Genomic DNA, 16,892 nt, shown 5'->3' with positions numbered 1-16,892 from the left:
TATTTTTTATTATTATTGAGCAGTTTTAGTATTTGAATCTGGTGTTACAGTTTGAACTTGTTCTTCAACAGTTTCTTCTACAGCTTGAACAGGATTTTTACCAGCAGCTTCTTCAGCAGCTTTAATCTCTGCAGGAGTAGCAGGAGTAACTTCTTCTACAACAGTTTCTTCAATAGCTTCAACTGGTTGATTAGCATTATCTGCTGCTTGAGAATCAGTAGTCTGAGCTGGTTGAGCAAGATCAGTAGTTTGTACTGGGGGATTAGGATCATTTGGAGTTGTATCTTGTTTCTCTCCACAAGCAACCATTGCTAAAGATAAAGCTAACATAGCTAATAATTTTTTCATATAAATCTCTCCTTTTAAAATAAGTTATTTTTTCAATCTATTATACTAAGAAGAAAAGAGGGTTCCTTCAAAAAATTAAAAAAAAAGTTGACTCACCATTCAAAAAGTATTTACTTTTTGGAAAAATGTGCTATACTAAAAATGAACAAAAGATAAATAAGTGTAAAAAAACGGAGGTGTTCCAATGAAGCTGTCTAGCTATCTATCGGAAAAAGTAATTATTCCAAACATAAAAGGGAATAATATCAACGAATTGATAGAAAATCTTTTAGATCAACTTGTTGAAAATAACAAATCATTAAAAAATGAAAAGGCTATCATGAAAAAAGCCGTGTTAAAAAGAGAAGAAGAAGCATCAACTTACTTAGGACATGGGGTAGCCATTCCACACGCAAGATTAGAGCATTATGATGATATTTTAGTAGCAATAGGATTTCCAGAAAAACCAGTTATGGTAAAAACACTTGATAACAAAGAGGAAGAACTAAAAATAGTTATTCTTGTAATAGCTGATGTTTTAAAAGGTAAAAAAATACTAAAGATAATGTCAGGAATATCTAAATTAGCTATGAAAAATAAAGTTATTTTAGATAGAATAATTGAAGAAAAAGACCCAATTGAAACTATTAAAATATTAGAAGCTGCAAATATTGAAGTAGATCATAATATTACAGCAGAAGATTTAATGACTAATATACCAAAACCAGTAAAAGAAACTAATACATTAGAGGACATTGCAAAAATAATAATAATGGAAAAGGTTAGCGGAATTCCTGTGGTAGATAAGAATAATAACTTTTTGGGAGAGATAACAGAAAGAGAGTTAATCTCATTTGGAATGCCTAAATACACAACTATTTTAAATGACTTAAACTTCATGACTGTGGGAGAGCCATTTGAAAACTATCTAATAAATGAAAAAACAACAACTATCGAAGAGTTATATAGAAGAGAGGGCGTTGTAACAGTTGATAGAGAGGCTTCATTAATGGAGGTATCGTATCTATTTATGAACCGTGGTGTAACAAGAATATATGTTGTTGAAAGTGGAAAGTATCTTGGAATTATTTTAAGATCAGATATTATAAGAAAAATATTACATATATAAGAAGGAAGTGAATGTTTATGTTAAGCTTAATATTAGGGCTTGGTATTTTTATAGCAGTGTTCTATTGTATCATAACAGAAAAGGTACCTGGAGCATGGGCAACTATGCTTGGTGGACTAGCAATGTCAATGGTAGGTATTTTTAATGAAGAGCAAGCACTACACGCTATAGCAAGTAGATTAGAGATTTTATTTTTATTAATTGGTATGATGATAATAGTTCATTTGATATCTGAAACAGGAGTGTTCCAGTGGTTTGCTATTACATTAGCAAAATTTGTTAGAGGAGAACCATTTTTACTTATAGTTTTCCTAGCAATAGTAACAGCAGTTTGTTCGGCATTTTTAGATAACGTAACAACAATCTTACTAATGGCACCAATATCAATATTGCTAGCGGGAGAGTTAAAGTTAAACCCATTCCCATTTGTAATAACAGAGATAATGGCAGCAAATATTGGTGGAACAGCAACACTAATAGGTGACCCAACTCAACTAATCATAGGTCATGAAAGTGGATTAGGATTTAACGAATTTTTATTTAATACATCACCAGTAGCAATAATCTCAATGGTTATATTACTAGTAAATGTTTATTTTATTTATGGTAAAGATTTCCATGTTTCAACAGAGTTAAAAGCTAGAATTATGGAGATGAACCCAAGTAGAAGTTTGAAGGATAAAAAATTATTAAGAGAAGCAGGAGTAATTTTCTCATTAGTAATTTTAGGATTTATTTTAAATAACTTCATAAATAAAGGGCTAGCAATAATCTCTTTAAGTGGAGCATTTTTACTTGTAACATTAGCAAAGAAAAAACCAGCAGATATATTTAAGCACGTAGAGTGGGATACTCTGTTCTTCTTTATTGGATTATTTATGATGGTACTTGGAATAGAAAAAATACATGTAATAGATATAGTAAGTGATAAGATGATTGCATTAACTAAAGGAAATTTTGAGTTTGCAACAATGTCTGTTATGACTTTATCAGCATTATTTACATCAGTAATTGGAAACGTTGCAAATGCTGCAACAGTTTCAAAGATTATAGATGTTATGGCTCCTACATTTAAAGGAGTTCATACAGATGCACTTTGGTGGGCACTATCTTTTGGTTCATGTTTAGGTGGAAATATATCTATTCTTGGTTCTGCAACAAACGTAGTAGCAGTTGGTGTAGCAGGAAAATCAGGATGTAAAATAGATTTTGTGAAATTCTTAAAGTTTGGTGCATTAATAGCTATACAAACTTTAGTAGTAGCAGGAATATATTTAAAATTAAGATATATGTAATATAAAAAATAATTAAAATACCCTCTAGTAAAAGAAGTAACAAAGGTATATAATAACTGAGCAAGTTATTTTGTTACAATTTACGGAGGGATTTTTTTATGAAAAATAATATGAGTTCAAAGAGTGGTGGTGCTGTTTTAGGTGCCGCTTTTTTAATGGCGATGTCTGCAGTAGGACCGGGCTTTTTAACTCAAGCATCAATTTTTACAGAGCAATTTAAGGCTAATTTTGCATTTTCTATTTTAGTTTCTATAGTTATAACTTTAATAGTTCAATTGAATATTTCTAGAATTATTGGAGTTTCTGGCTTGAGAGGACAAGATTTAGCAAATAAAATTGTTCCGGGATTAGGGTATTTAATAGCAATATTAATTGTTTTAGGAGGTTTTGCTTTTAATATAGGAAATGTAGGAGGAGCAGCCTTAGGGTTAAATGTGTTATTTGGAATCGATCTTACATACTCAGCATTATTAGCTGGGGGAGTGGGGGCATTAATTTTTATTTCAAAAGATGCAGGAAGGATTATAGATAAATTTACTAAAATACTAGGTGTTTTAATGATTTTAGTAATATCTTATGTAGCTTTAGAAAGCAAACCACCGATTTCACAAGCAGCTTATAGTGCTGTATTTCCAGAGTCTTATGGAGATTTAAGTTTCTCATTATTAACTTTACTTGGGGGAACTATTGGAGGATATATAATTTTTGCAGGTGGGCATAAGCTATTAGATGCAAATATTAAAGGAAAAGAAAATTTAAATAATATAAATAAAAGTTTACTAATAGGAGTAAGTATAGCTTCGATAATAAGAATAGTATTATTTTTAGCTGTCTTAGGAGTTGTTTCAACAGGAGCAACATTAAACCCAGAGAATCCTCCAGCTTCAGCTTTTATGCAAGGAGCGGGAGTTGTGGGATATAAAATATTTGGAGTTGTAATATTAGCTTCATCTCTAGGGACTATAGTTGGAGCTGCTTATACATCAATTTCATTTTTAAAAACTCTTTTTCCTATTGTTTTTCAACATGAAAAAGGATTTATAATAGGATTTATTCTACTTTCAACTTTTGTTATGGCAGGTATAGGAAAGCCAGTTTCTTTACTTCTTTTAGCAGGAGCATTAAATGGATTAATTCTACCAATAACTTTAGGAATTACACTGCTAGCTTCAAGAAAAAAAGAGATAGTAGGAGATTATAGACACTCAGTTATACTTACAATATTTGGAATAGCGATAGTTGTTATTATGGGATATGAAGGAATAATATCTTTAGGAAGCATAGCAGCTATATTGTAAAAAAGAAGCTAGTTTATCTAGCTTCTTTTATTATATCTAAAAAATATTAATTTTGAGTTTGGAAAATTTTAAAGCTTCCACGGTTTTCAATATATGTTCCAAAGACAATATAGTTTTCATCTCTATAAAAGAAAGTATCCCCTTCTTTAAATTCCTTAATATCTTTTAAAAATTTAAAGTTTAAGGAGTAATAGAAATTATAACCAATCATGATGTTGTAGATAGTTTTAGTAAAGGTTGTCACATCTTTGTATAGAGATATCTTCTCTTTAATAAGTGTGTGATTATTTAATTGTAAAATCTCCTCAATATTTTCACCTTTTCTTTTTAAGTAGTTTATAAGCTCATTATCTGAAAGAGCAAGATTATTCTCTTTTAAGAAAAGAATAGCTCTTTTGCACTGAATAAATCCAATATCATTAATAGATGAATTGATACTTTCCCAAATTTTTTTATAATCTTCAATATTATTTTTTATAAGTTGAATTAAATAGTTAGTTTCAGCATTTTTTTCAATGAGAGAGTTATTTTTTAAAATAAACTCAATAGCAGTAACTTTGTTATTTTTAGACTCACCTTTTTTTATTTTATTGTAGATAAGAGTGTAATTTGAATAAGAGTTTATATTTTCTACTAAAGGTTTTAATAGAGCTTTTTCAAAATCAAAAAAACGCTCATAAGCTTCCTCTTTTATATTAAAAATATTTTTTAACTCTTCAATACTTAGAATTAAATTTATGTTTTCTGCATTATTTTTTAAAACTAGATTAAAGAAATTATGTGAAGATTTTTGTCTGAAGTAAAAAAAAGTTCTTAAAGATAAAAAACTTTCAATAGTATTTTTTTTAAAAGCATTAACTATCATAGGTGGAATAGTTATATAAAAAATATCGTCAATTTTGCTAAAGTAACTAACATGTGGGAATTGTGAAAAAGAGTTTTTACCATACTCGTTGATAAATGAATAAGAGATATATTTAGTCATAAGTCCATTAAGAGCTTCGATAATATCTTGAGAACCTAATTTTTTAAATTCATTTGACTTTAAAGTAATGGTTTCTTTTAAATCCGTTTCTAATTTTTTTAATATATTTAAAAAAATGGTATTTTCAATTTTAGAAGTTCTTGTATTGAAGACAATATTTTGATTGGAAATTTTAAAACTCAATGTATAACCTCCATTAAAAAAAATTTTTTTAATTTTTTTTATATATTTTATCATAAAAATAGACGAAACAAAAAATAAAAAATATATAATAAAAAAATAAAAAACCTATTATAGACGAAAAAAAAGTTAGAAAATAGCAAATTTGACAGAAAAAAGTGAAATAATGTATAGTGAGAGCATAAGACAAAGAAAATAAGGGAGTGAAAAAATGTTAGAGAAAAAGTATATAAAACTAAAACTAACAGGGGAAACAAAAGATGAGATACTACAAGAACTTGTAGATGTTTTAGATAATGGTGGAGCATTAGAAAATAAAGATGAGTTTTTAAAAGTTGTAAAAGCTAGAGAAGCAACATCATCAACAGGATTAGAAGAGGGAATTGCTATTCCACATGGAAAAACAAAGGTTGTAAAAAAACCAGCAGTAGCTTTTGGAAGATCAGAAGGAGTGGATTTTAACTCTTTAGATGGAGAGCCATCAAAACTATTTTTTATGATAGCGGCCCCAGAAGATGCAACAGATTCTCATATAGAAACATTATCAAAGTTAACAAATAAACTTTTAGATGACGAGGTAAGAGAGAAGTTAGAAAATGCTAAAACAGAGGATGAAATTTTAAATATATTAAATGAAGAGAAAAAAGAAATTATAAACTCTTCTGAAAAAAGAGATGGTTATGTAGTTGCTGTAACAGCTTGTCCAGTTGGAATAGCTCATACATACATGGCAGCGGACTCTTTAGTAAATAAAGGTAAAGAGTTAGGTGTAGAGATAAAAGTTGAAACAAATGGAAGTGTTGGAGTAAAAAATGAATTGACAGAAGATGATATAAAAAGAGCAACAGGTGTAATAGTTGCAGCAGATAAAACAATTGATATGGACAGATTTGCTGGAAAAAAAGTTATTCAAGTTCCAGTAAAACAAGCTATAAGAGCTCCAAAAGAACTAATAGAAAAGACATTAAACGGAGAGGGAGAGATTTATAAAACTACTTCTAATGGAAAAAAAGAGACTCCGAAGAATGAGAAAACAGGAATTTATAAGCATTTAATGAATGGGGTTTCTCATATGTTACCATTAGTTGTATGTGGAGGAGTTTTAATAGCTCTTTCAATAGCATTATCAGGAATTAAAGCTGGATCAGGAGCGGATGTAACAAATCCATTCTTTAAATCAATGCTAGATTTAGGAGTTGCAGCATTTGGACTTATGATACCAATTCTTTCAGGATATATAGCTATGAGTATAGCAGATAGACCAGGACTTGCTCCAGGACTTGTGGGTGGTGCTTTAGCAAATACAGTTGGTGCAGGATTTTTAGGTGGTATGGTTGCCGGTTTTGCTGCAGGATATATAGCTAAGTGGGTTAAATCATGGAATGTTCCAGAGGGATTAAAACCAATTATGCCAATATTTGTAATACCTTTAGTTTCAACATCTTTAGTTGGAGTGATAATGTATTTCATAGGAGCACCTATTAGTGGATTTATGAATATGTTAACAGATGTACTAAAAGGAATGGAAGCTGGATCAGTATTTTTAGCACTTATTTTAGGATGTATGATATCTTTTGATATGGGAGGTCCAATAAATAAAGTTGCATTCCTATTTGGTTCAGCAATGATAACACAAGGAGTTCCAACAGTAATGGGACCAATAGCAGTTGCAATTTGTATTCCACCAATTGGTATGGGAATAGCAACAATGATGGCACCGAAAAATTATGAAGTTGGTGAAAGAGAAGCTGGAAAAGCTGCTTTTGCAATGGGATTAATTGGAATTACTGAGGGTGCAATACCATTTGCAGCAGCAGATCCATTTAGAGTTATTCCATCTATAATGGTTGGAAGTGGAGTTGGAGCAGTTATTGCAGCAATAGGAAAAGTTGCAGATCATGCACCTCATGGAGGACCTATTGTATTACCAGTTGTAGATAATAAATTGATGTTTATTATAGCAATTGTAGTTGGATCTCTAATAAGTGCAATAATGGTAAATATTTTAAAGAAATTTAAGAAACAATAGTTAGAAAACTATTAATATATTGATGAAATAAAACTCCCATGATACTATTTAAGAAAAAGTACGTGGGAGTTTTTTTATGAGAAAAAGGGTATTAAAAAGTATAATTCAAGTTATACCAGTATTTATAATTGGTGGAATTTTATCGGTAATATCATTATATACAGATAATCAATTTTTAAAAGATTTAAGTGGGTATAGTTTTTTAATGGCACCACCTCTTTTAGCAGGATATATAGCTAAAGAGATATCAGGAAGCGTAGGTTTTATACCAGGAATTATTTTAGGGTATTTATCTGGAGCAATTGGTCTTGGAATGTTTGGAGGAATATTAGTAGGTGTTGTTTTAGGATATTTTATAAATGGCCTAAAAAAGATTGAGATATCTATAGAGGTTTCTTCGATAATGTATCTAGTTATAATTCCAATACTTTCAACCTTAGTTGTAGGGATGGGATTTTACTACGTATTTCAAGGACCTATGAGATTTGTATTGGATGAACTAGGAATCTATTTAAATAGTTTAGATGATAAGAATAATGTATTTTTAAATTTTGTTTTAGGTGGACTTATTGGAGTGGATTTAGGAGGCCCAATAAATAAAGTTGCATATGTTTACGCTGTAAATACTATTGAATATGGAAGAGGGGATATAATGGGACCAATAGCAGTAGCTATTTCGACACCACCATTAGCTTTGGGATTATCACAATTTATATTAAAAAATAGATTTTCTAAGACTGAAAGAGAAGCTGGAGTAATATCAATACTTTTAGGTTTTTTGGGAATTACAGAGGGAGCACTTCTATTTTTAACAAGAGATATAGCGGTACTGCCGACAACAGTTATTGGAGCAGCCATTGGAGCTGGAGCAGCTTCAATTTTAGGTGTAAAATCAATAGTGCCTCATGGTGGTATTATAATACTTCCACTAACAGAAAATAAAATAGGATTTTTAATAGCTTTATCAATAGGTGTAGCATCAACAATATTTATGTTATATTTTTTAAAAAAAGGGGAAAGTAATGGATAGAAGTGTCGAAAATATACATCTGATTATGACTAAAAAAAGTTTAGAGTTTAATGAAAAACAACTTCCAGAGGGATATGAGTTTGTAGCATATGAATCTGGAATGATAGATAAATGGGTTGATATTCAATTTTCTTCCAAACATATATTAGAAAAAACAGAGGGTGAACTTTATTTTAAAGAGGTTTTTTTACAAAATGAAGATTTGTTAAAAGAGTTCATGGTTTTTGTTAAAGACGAAAGTGGAGATTTAGTAGGTACAGGATCCATTTGGGAGGGGAAGTACTTTCCAGAAGATAAGGATAAAAAATATCGGTTACACTGGATTGGAATAGATCCAAAACATGGTGGAAAAGGGTTAGCAAAAGCTTTAGTATCAAAGTTATTATCTATATTTAAAGATAAAAAAATGGGAGAGGGATTATACCTCTCCACACAAACATGCAGCTATGTAGCTATAAAAATATATTTAGATTTTGGATTTAAACCCTATGATTTAGAAAATAATAAAAAGGGTTGGAACATAGTTTTTGATAAAATTAATGTTCGATAAAAATTTTATTAAACTCTTCATTAAATTTTAAAAATATATCAACGAGAGTAGGATCAAAATGTTGACCACTCTCTTTTTTTATTATTTCAACAGCCTCTTCGTGAGAAAAGCCATCTTTATAAACTCTTTTTTGTCTTAAAGCATCATAAACATCAGCAAGAGCAACAATTCTAGCTTCTAAAGGTATTTCATTTTCTTTTAAACCATAGCAATATCCTTTTCCATTCCATTTTTCATGATGGTAGAGAGCTATATTTTGAGCAATAACTCCAAGTTGCATTTTATCAACAAGTTTTTTTCCAAAAAGAACATGTTTTTTCATCTCTTCAAATTCATAAGGTGATAATTTTCCAGGTTTTTTTAAAATAGAATCTGGAATTCCAATTTTACCAATATCATGAAGTGAAGCATATTCACCAATTTCATCAATAAATTTTTTATGGCATTTTAGTTTTTCAGCCAAAAATTTAGAATAAAGATTAACTCTTAAGATATGGTTTCCAGTATCTTCATCATTTAACTCATTGGCAGCTTCAAAACTTTCTACAAGAGCTTTAGTGATAAGACGTTCTTTTTTAGTAGCAATAATAGCTTTTCTTAAAAAATAAAAAAGAGTTAAAATAATTATTGATGATATAGAGAACATAAAAATAAAAAATTTATAATTTAAAGACAATTTTTTAGGAACTACAAGTTCACTATAAAGAATTCTACTTTCAGATAGATGGCTAGGAAAAAGTTTATCTATAAATTTAGCTAAATCTGAGTCATTTTTTACTCCAAAGCCAATAGGAGTAATTCTATTAAAGAAACCAGCTACTTTAATCTCGTTTTCCAAATATTCATTTGAAATAGCCATAGAAACAGTTTTGAAATCTCCGTAGAGATAATCAATATCTTTATCAACTAATGCTTTTAGAGCGGATTTTGTATTTTTAAAAAATTTAAAATTATTTGATAAAGTTATTTTTTTTATTGTATTTTCATTTATTTCTTCAGAAGATATAAATCCAATATTTTTATTTTTAATATCTGCATATGAATCTACAAAGTTATTGTTTGTAAGAGAAAAAGCAACAAGTTGAGATTCATAATATGGAATAAAAAACTTATTTGTCATATTGAATACAGGAGTATCGATAGCTTTAATATCATAATTATCATTTGGATCTTGAGTATAATTAATTGGAATATCTGTTAAATAAGAGAGTTCTTTAATTCGATCAATAACGTATCCTTGATAACGTCCTTTAGATATATAAAGAAGAGGTACTATTTCATTATTTATCGGCATCAAAACTTTAAAACTTTTATATTTTTTCTTTAATTTATCAATAAGTGGATCATTTTTTAAAAGTTGTTTATAAAAAACCAAACGTTCTCTTTTTAAAGAATCGACGACATATTTTTCAGAAAAATCCACTTGAAATTTTTCAATAATATTTGTTAATAGAGGATATTTTTTGTTTACAACTAACCAAAGTTGTGATGAAGGAATATTTTCTAAAGGAGTAAAATTATAGCTTTTGAAAACATCGTTGCTACTTTTTCCAATGATTGCATCAGTTTTATCATTTTCTAATGATGAAAAACCAAAGTTTCCGTTATCCTCAATAGAGATTAAATTTTTGAATTTAGGATAAAATTCTTTAACTAAAATAGAGTCAGAAGTTCCTTCAATATATCCGAGTTTTAAGTTATTAATATTACTAAAATCTAAAGGCTTACTTTTTTTTGAAAATAAACCGACATTATAAGCATTGTAAGTAGGTATAAAAAAATAATATTTTTCTCTTTCAGTAGTTTTAGCAATATTAAAAAGAATATCCCCTTCTCCATTTTTTAATAAATTTTTCATATGATTCTTATCAGTTGATTGGACCTTAAATTTTAGTCCGGTTTCCTGTTCTAATTTTTCAAAAAATTCAATATAAACACCAGCTAATTTTCCAGAATCTTTTTGGAATAGATAAACATGATTGGGACTATATATATCAATTAAAAATGTTTTGTTTTTATTATTTTTAATCCATGATTTTTCTTCTTTTGAAAGCTCTAGTGAAAATGTGCTTAGAAAAATGAAAAAAAATAGCAAAAAAGATTTGAGCAAAATAACACCTCCCCTATTTTAAAGAATTATATCATAGAACTAAAAAAAGATAAATAAATAGGAAAGTTAATTTCAAGTAAAAAAACAATTCGAGAAAAATGAAAAAGAGTGTAGGGAGCTAAAAAAAAGAGTGAAAAAGTTTTGGCGAATAAAAAGGCATGAAAGTAAAACATATGATTAAAAATTTTGGAGGGGTATATGAAGATAATGAAAAAACTGTTTTATGGAATTGCATATTTATCATTATTTACAAAAATAATGGCATTTAATATAGGAATAGCTCCAACAGGGTTTTACACATCTTTAGATAAAAATCAAACTCATGAGATTATGGTTACTAATAATACTGCGAATCCAATGAGAATTGAAATTTCGGCGGAAAAAGATGAGGGTTGGGAAAAGTATGATATGGGAGATATGATGAAAATATATCCTAAAAGTATTACTCTTAAACCAAATGGAAGTAGAAGTGTTAGATTTGCAGTGAGAGGTACAAAGGATTTAGAAGAGGGAGAGTATAAAACAAGGCTAGTATTTAAAGAGATTCCGGGAAATTCAAAAGGAACAACTAAAAATATAGCAGGTGAAACAGGACAAGAAGTTGGTGTAGAGTTTCAACTTTTAACAGAGATACATGTGGCAGCTTACGGTCTTAAAGGAAAAAGAAAAATCGGAGCTCAACTAACAAGTACACAAATTAAAAAAGATGAAAATGGAAATAAAAAACTTGTAGCTAATTTTAACTTAAATGGAAATAGTGGATTGGCAGTTATTGGAGATATAGAATATTTAGATAGTAGTAAAAAAAGAATATCAAAACAAGAAGTTAAGCTAGGAATAACAACGAGAGAAGCAAAAACAAAAATAGAATCAGGACTAGGGAATATTCCAAAAGAAGCTAAATTTGTCAGAATAGATTTTAAAGATAAAAGTGGCTTAAAATTAGGTAGTAAAGAGCTACCTTTATAAAATTGCAACTCAACTAAATTGAGTATATAAAAAATAAACAGTGGAGGTATTAAAGTATGAAGAAGTTATTATCGTTATTATTTGTTTTAGGTTCAGTATCAATGTTAGCAAATGAAGTATCAACTCTTCCTGCAGATGCAGATCCTGCATTTTGTTTTACAAATCCATGTAGTGCAGAGACTAGTTTTGATGTAAAAGTAAAAGTTCCTGAACAGTTAGTAATAACTGCTGGTGATGTTGACTTAGGATTATGGTGTGGAGATAAAGATGTTGATAAATCAATACCAATTCACCACACAATAAAAGGGGAAGCTAACACTAAAGTTAATGTAGGATTTAAATATGGTGGAAAGTTAGCTTTCATAAAAAATGGAGAAAAATTTTCAGCATTTGGAGGACAAGTAACTCATAAAACAGGATATGTAGACTTAGATGAAAACGGAGCAGGAACAGGTGGAATAGATGTTCATGTAGATCAATTACTAGTACCAGGAAAGTTAATACCAGGGCATGAGTATAAAGCAACAGCTACTTTAGTAGCAAGTTATGACACTTCTAGTTTTATTGATCCATTATAAAAATAAAAATCAAAGGGCATAGTCAAATACTATGCCTCTTTTCATATAGAGGGTGGTGAAAATGAAAAAATTATTGATTCTATTATTTTTAATATTTTCAAACTATATATATTCTTCAGAAATATATGGAAATATATATAACTTAGAAAAAAGAGGTTCTGGTTATCGTGGCTCCCTTGAAGCTAGAGTTTTTAGTCATAAAAAAGATTTAAAAATAAAAATAAATCCAAGTAAAAATGTAGAGATATTAAATGTAAATGGAGATAAGGATGAAAAGAATATCTATCTTATAAAAAAAGAAACGATAAGAGTAGATTTTATCTATAAAGCACAAATAAATTCTATAGAAGATAAAATAGTTTTAGGAAGAGTAGAGTATTTAGATGAGGTTGGAAAAAATGAACCTTTAATTGGAAATATAGCTGTTGAATTTAGAAAAATAGGAAAGATAGATATGAGTGTAAGTGGTGAAATGGATTTTGGAGTAATAAATTCAAGAGTGCCTAAAAATGGAGTAGCCAGTAAAAAAAATCCAGAAATAACAATAGATTTAGATATTGATAAAAATGATGTAGGAAATACAAAGTTATATTTTGAGTATCCTGAACAAATAAAGTTGGGGAATGGGCAGATTTTTATAAAAATAGAAACTCAAAATAAGACTAATTATACAACTAAAGTCGCTCAAAGTGGTGAAACTGTAAATATAATTTCATTTATTCCAAATAGAGAAAAAACAAAAGAAAAAATAAGAATGAAAGGGAGACTATATTCAACAGTTCCAGTTATAAAGCCAGGAGAGTATAGTGAAAAAGTTAGAGTAAAAGCTTTTTATGAGTATTTAGATTATTCTATTGAAAATAAAACTAATAATAAAAAAGTTGTGATAAGAAGATAGAAAGAGGGAAAACTATGAAAAAAAATTTTTTTTTAATGATGTTGATTATAAATATGTTAATAACAGCTTCAGAAAAAGCTTGTTATACAAATAGTATAAATAATGAAACAATTAAAACAATAAAGATAAAAATTAAAGTTGTTCCTTCTTTAAATATAATTGTGACAAAAGATAAAAATAAGGTATTAAAAAATATAGAGATAAAAGGAACAGCAGCGAAAGAAACACTTGTTAAAATAAATAAAAAAGAAGTAAAGATTATAGCGAGCTGTGATAATTATAAATGGTAAGAATATTGGGGAGGGGAAATGAAAAGAATAGCAAAACTAATATTAATTTATTGTATTGTAAAGAGTACTATTTTTTCAGAAGCTCCTGAGGAAGCTTATATTGAGTTAGTGATGAGGGGGCAAAAAAATGAGTTTTATAGAGTTTTGATAAATGAAGAAACTGAAGATATTTATTTAGGTATTGGAGAGTTTATAGATTTTGCAAGAATGGATGATTTGAAGTTTGATAAGAAAAGAATGAGGTTAAAAGGTAAGTTGGATAAGGAAACAGATATTGATATAAAAATTCCAAAAGAATCAAGTGTTGAAACAGAGGAAGATATTTTTATAAAATTAGAAGATTTAGAAAAATACTTTCAAATATTAAATTCTGATTGGGATAATGAAAGATATATATTGAATCTCTATCCAAATTTTAAAACTGCAAGAGAATATCAAGGGGAACTTAATAAACAAAGATCTCTTTTAGCAATGGCTAAAAAAGAGGAGCAATTAAAAAAAGATGGCGATTATATAAGAAAAGAGGGTTCTATTTTATCTCCTGGGATATTGAAGTTTTCGTATGCTAACTCAGATATTGAAAATAATGAATATGCAATAGATATTGATTATGGAACAGAACTTTTATATGGAGAGTTTCAAATATCTCAAAAAATATATCCAGAAAGTAGTTTAGAGTATATAAGACTTCAATATGCTGAGGTTTTTGGAAGCTATTATCTGACTTTTGGAGATTTTTATCTAGAAAGTGATAGTATATTTGATGCAGAAAAAAGTTTAAGAGGAGTAAGTTTTACAAAAAATGAGTATTATGGGATAAAAATTGATAATAGAACTATAATAGAAGGTGATGCATATAATGCAAATCTAGTTGAACTGTATAGAAATGGTAATTTAGATGATTTTCAAATGATAACAGGAAATACATTTAGATTTGATGTTATAAACTTGTCATCAACAGATAGATATACTATAAAAATATACTATAAAGATGGTAGAGAAGAGACTAAAAATATATATATACTGGGAAATCAAAATATTTTGAATCAAGGTGAAACTGATTTTGTTATTCAGTTTGGACAAGGAAATGATGATAAAAAAAATCAATCATTAGCAGAATTTAGTTATGGATTAACAAAAGATATGACAATATTGGCAGGTATGTCTTTTTTAGAGAATAAAGATGGAGATAAATATGATGTTTTAGAAGGAGGAGTGGCATATAGGTTTGGATCAGAGGAATACCCTACTCTAATAACAGGAAAAATTTTAGAAGAATTAAATTATAATGAAATAAATTTTAAAGGAACTGGGGAACAAAAGTTACCTTATAGTACTTATTTAATGGTAACTTATGAAAATTATAGAAATAGGACTGCGGAAAGATTAAAAAAAGATTATTCATATAATATAGATTTAAGTAAAAGTTTTAAACGAATTTCTGGAAGTTTTGGATATTTTAGAAATGTATATAAAGATGATGATTTACATCAACTATATTTAAGTTTAGATTATAATTTGAGTAGAAATCTAAGACTAGGTCTAACTAATGAGTATTATAAATATTATTTTCCTGAAAGTGATTATAAAAAAGTTGAAGGATATGGAATAGAAGCAAGAGCAACATATTCTGGATTTGATGGAATATTAGCTATTTTAGAAGGGAAAGTCAATTATGAAGAGAATCAGATGACTGAAGATGAGATAAAACTTGGAATAGCTAAAGCACCAACAGAAAAAGGATTTTTCAAAAATGTTGATGCAACATTTGAAATAGGTCATTCAAAAGCAAAAGGAACATTTTTTGAAATAAAGTTTACATATATATTTGATGGAAATATATATATAGAATTCCCAGATATTAAAAAAGATAATGATAGAACAATTATCGGTGGAAGAGTAGAAAAATCTTTCTATTTAGGAAACCCATTGTTACCTATGAATAATAATAATGTAACAGATGGATGGGTAGAGGGAAAGGTATTTGTAGATGAAAATTCAAATGGAATAATGGATGAAAATGAAGATATATATGAAGGAGCAGAAGTTATAGCCCCAGGAGGATCAGGAAGTGTTAAAGAGAATGGAAAGTATTTAATAGGAAATATAACTAATAGAGAAATTCATAAGGTAGAAATAAATAGAGAAACAATTGATCCTATGCTTATTCAAGGAAAAGAGATAATAAGATTTAAAGGTGGAATATCTTCAGGAGTAAATGTAGATATACCGTTAGTTCCAGTTTCGATGATAACTGGAATTATTGAAAATAATGAATCTTCAAGTGAAACTGAATACAGTGGAATATTAGCAGGAATGGATGTAATTTTGAAAAAAGATAATAAAGAGGTAAAAAGAACTCAACCTGAGATAGATGGATATTACTTCTTTGAAGATTTACTTCCAGGAAACTATGAAGTAGAGATTATTCCAACAAGCAAAAGATACAAAGGAGAGTTTGATAAACAAAAAATAGAGATAAATATAAAGACAGGAAGAGAAGGACAGTATTATGAAGATAATAATTTCCTAGTAAAAGATATTGAAATAGTTGAAGATGAGATTTTAGATGAAGAAGAGAAAACAGAGGAACTAGCTCAAGAAAAAGAAAAAATAGAGGAGGGAGAAAATGAAAAAAATAGTTAAAATAGTATTAATGGCATTAGTAGTTTTTAGTATCTCATTTTCAAATGAAAGAGATCCAAGAGAGCAAAAGTTGACATATTTAATTGGAGAAAAAGTTGATAACTTTGAGATAACATCTTTAGATGGGACAAAAACTATAAGTTTAGATCAATTAAAGGGAAAAAAAGTATTTTTAAATTTTACAACAACGTGGTGCCCAGATTGTATAAAGGAAAAGGAGATATTAGGACCAGAGTATGCAGAAAAATATAAGGATAGTAATGTTGAATTTATAATTGTATTTGGTCCGTATAAAACTGATAATAAAGAAAAAGTAGAAGAATACATGAAGAAAAATGGATATACATTTACACCATATTATGATACAGAAGGAAAAGATCTTTATAATCAATTTGGTGTAATAAATATTCCTACAACATTTTTTATAAATGAAGAGGGCATTTTAGAAGATGTAAATGTAGAAACTGGATATAAAGATATGGAATATTTCAAATAGTATGAAAAAAAATTTATAAATTTAAAAAAATTTTTCATAGTGAAAAAAATTAGAAAGAAAATAAATTATTTTTCATACAGAC

15 protein-coding genes are annotated in these 16,892 nt (G+C 28.4%); 12 read left to right on the top strand and 3 right to left on the bottom strand.

Annotated elements, in window-relative coordinates:
* Positions 1–12: 12 nt before the first annotated feature.
* Positions 13–348 carry a hypothetical protein gene (locus tag H5J23_RS10125; RefSeq protein ID WP_023050674.1) on the bottom strand — a complete coding sequence of 112 codons (336 nt, stop codon included), beginning with the start codon at positions 346–348 and terminating at the stop codon, positions 13–15.
* A gap of 184 nt (positions 349–532) precedes the next feature.
* Here H5J23_RS10125 and H5J23_RS10120 point away from each other — a divergent pair, with 184 nt between their 5' ends.
* The 3 genes from H5J23_RS10120 to H5J23_RS10110 all read left to right on the top strand — a co-directional run bounded on the left by H5J23_RS10120 (position 533) and on the right by H5J23_RS10110 (position 4,049).
* Complete coding sequence (locus tag H5J23_RS10120) at positions 533–1,456, top strand: CBS domain-containing protein (RefSeq protein WP_185891987.1); 924 nt, start codon at positions 533–535, stop codon at positions 1,454–1,456.
* A gap of 17 nt (positions 1,457–1,473) precedes the next feature.
* The gene (locus tag H5J23_RS10115) at positions 1,474–2,751 is read left to right on the top strand and encodes an ArsB/NhaD family transporter (protein WP_185891985.1); all 1,278 of its coding nucleotides are present in this window, start codon (positions 1,474–1,476) and stop codon (positions 2,749–2,751) included.
* Positions 2,752–2,849: 98 nt separating this feature from the next.
* On the top strand, positions 2,850–4,049 hold the full coding sequence (locus H5J23_RS10110) for an NRAMP family divalent metal transporter (protein WP_185891983.1): 1,200 nt from the start codon (positions 2,850–2,852) through the stop codon (positions 4,047–4,049).
* 46 nt (positions 4,050–4,095) lie between these two features.
* Here H5J23_RS10110 and H5J23_RS10105 read toward each other — a convergent pair whose 3' ends face one another.
* On the bottom strand, positions 4,096–5,217 hold the full coding sequence (locus tag H5J23_RS10105) for a replication initiation protein (RefSeq protein WP_185891981.1): 1,122 nt from the start codon (positions 5,215–5,217) through the stop codon (positions 4,096–4,098).
* A gap of 208 nt (positions 5,218–5,425) precedes the next feature.
* Here H5J23_RS10105 and H5J23_RS10100 point away from each other — a divergent pair, with 208 nt between their 5' ends.
* The 3 genes from H5J23_RS10100 to H5J23_RS10090 all read left to right on the top strand — a co-directional run bounded on the left by H5J23_RS10100 (position 5,426) and on the right by H5J23_RS10090 (position 8,823).
* Positions 5,426–7,243 (top strand): fructose-specific PTS transporter subunit EIIC, encoded by a 1,818-nt coding sequence (locus H5J23_RS10100; RefSeq protein WP_185891980.1) that lies wholly within the window; start codon positions 5,426–5,428, stop codon positions 7,241–7,243.
* Positions 7,244–7,319: 76 nt separating this feature from the next.
* On the top strand, positions 7,320–8,273 hold the full coding sequence (locus tag H5J23_RS10095; protein WP_185891979.1) for a PTS fructose transporter subunit IIC: 954 nt from the start codon (positions 7,320–7,322) through the stop codon (positions 8,271–8,273).
* Entirely contained in the window at positions 8,266–8,823 is a 558-nt protein-coding gene (locus H5J23_RS10090) for an N-acetyltransferase (RefSeq protein ID WP_185891978.1), read from the top strand. Before H5J23_RS10095 ends, H5J23_RS10090 begins: the two co-directional genes overlap by 8 nt.
* On the opposite strand, the gene H5J23_RS10085 is transcribed toward H5J23_RS10090, so the two are convergent.
* Positions 8,810–10,933, bottom strand: coding sequence for an HD domain-containing phosphohydrolase (locus H5J23_RS10085; protein WP_185891977.1), 2,124 nt, complete (start codon positions 10,931–10,933; stop codon positions 8,810–8,812). The two genes, H5J23_RS10090 and H5J23_RS10085, sit on opposite strands and share 14 nt — an antisense overlap.
* Before the next feature lie 198 nt (positions 10,934–11,131).
* On the opposite strand from H5J23_RS10085, the gene H5J23_RS10080 reads away from it, so the two are divergent.
* The 6 genes from H5J23_RS10080 (at position 11,132) to H5J23_RS10055 (ending at position 16,810) form a co-directional block, all read left to right on the top strand.
* Positions 11,132–11,902 (top strand): fimbria/pilus periplasmic chaperone, encoded by a 771-nt coding sequence (locus H5J23_RS10080; protein WP_185891976.1) that lies wholly within the window; start codon positions 11,132–11,134, stop codon positions 11,900–11,902.
* Between the two features lie 56 nt (positions 11,903–11,958).
* Positions 11,959–12,480 carry a hypothetical protein gene (locus H5J23_RS10075; protein WP_185891975.1) on the top strand — a complete coding sequence of 174 codons (522 nt, stop codon included), beginning with the start codon at positions 11,959–11,961 and terminating at the stop codon, positions 12,478–12,480.
* A gap of 61 nt (positions 12,481–12,541) precedes the next feature.
* Positions 12,542–13,378, top strand: coding sequence for a hypothetical protein (locus H5J23_RS10070; RefSeq protein WP_185891974.1), 837 nt, complete (start codon positions 12,542–12,544; stop codon positions 13,376–13,378).
* A 14-nt stretch (positions 13,379–13,392) separates the two neighbouring features.
* Positions 13,393–13,668, top strand: a complete 276-nt coding sequence (locus H5J23_RS10065; protein WP_185891973.1) for a hypothetical protein — start codon at positions 13,393–13,395, stop codon at positions 13,666–13,668.
* Positions 13,669–13,686: 18 nt separating this feature from the next.
* Entirely contained in the window at positions 13,687–16,314 is a 2,628-nt protein-coding gene (locus H5J23_RS10060) for a hypothetical protein (RefSeq protein ID WP_185891971.1), read from the top strand.
* Positions 16,298–16,810 carry a TlpA disulfide reductase family protein gene (locus H5J23_RS10055; protein ID WP_185891969.1) on the top strand — a complete coding sequence of 171 codons (513 nt, stop codon included), beginning with the start codon at positions 16,298–16,300 and terminating at the stop codon, positions 16,808–16,810. Before H5J23_RS10060 ends, H5J23_RS10055 begins: the two co-directional genes overlap by 17 nt.
* Positions 16,811–16,892 lie beyond the last annotated feature (82 nt).

It is taken from the genome of Cetobacterium sp. 2G large, assembly GCF_014250655.1.
In the GTDB taxonomy this organism is placed as follows: Bacteria; Fusobacteriota; Fusobacteriia; order Fusobacteriales; family Fusobacteriaceae; genus Cetobacterium_A; species Cetobacterium_A somerae.
This window is presented reverse-complemented; position numbering and strand designations above follow the sequence as displayed.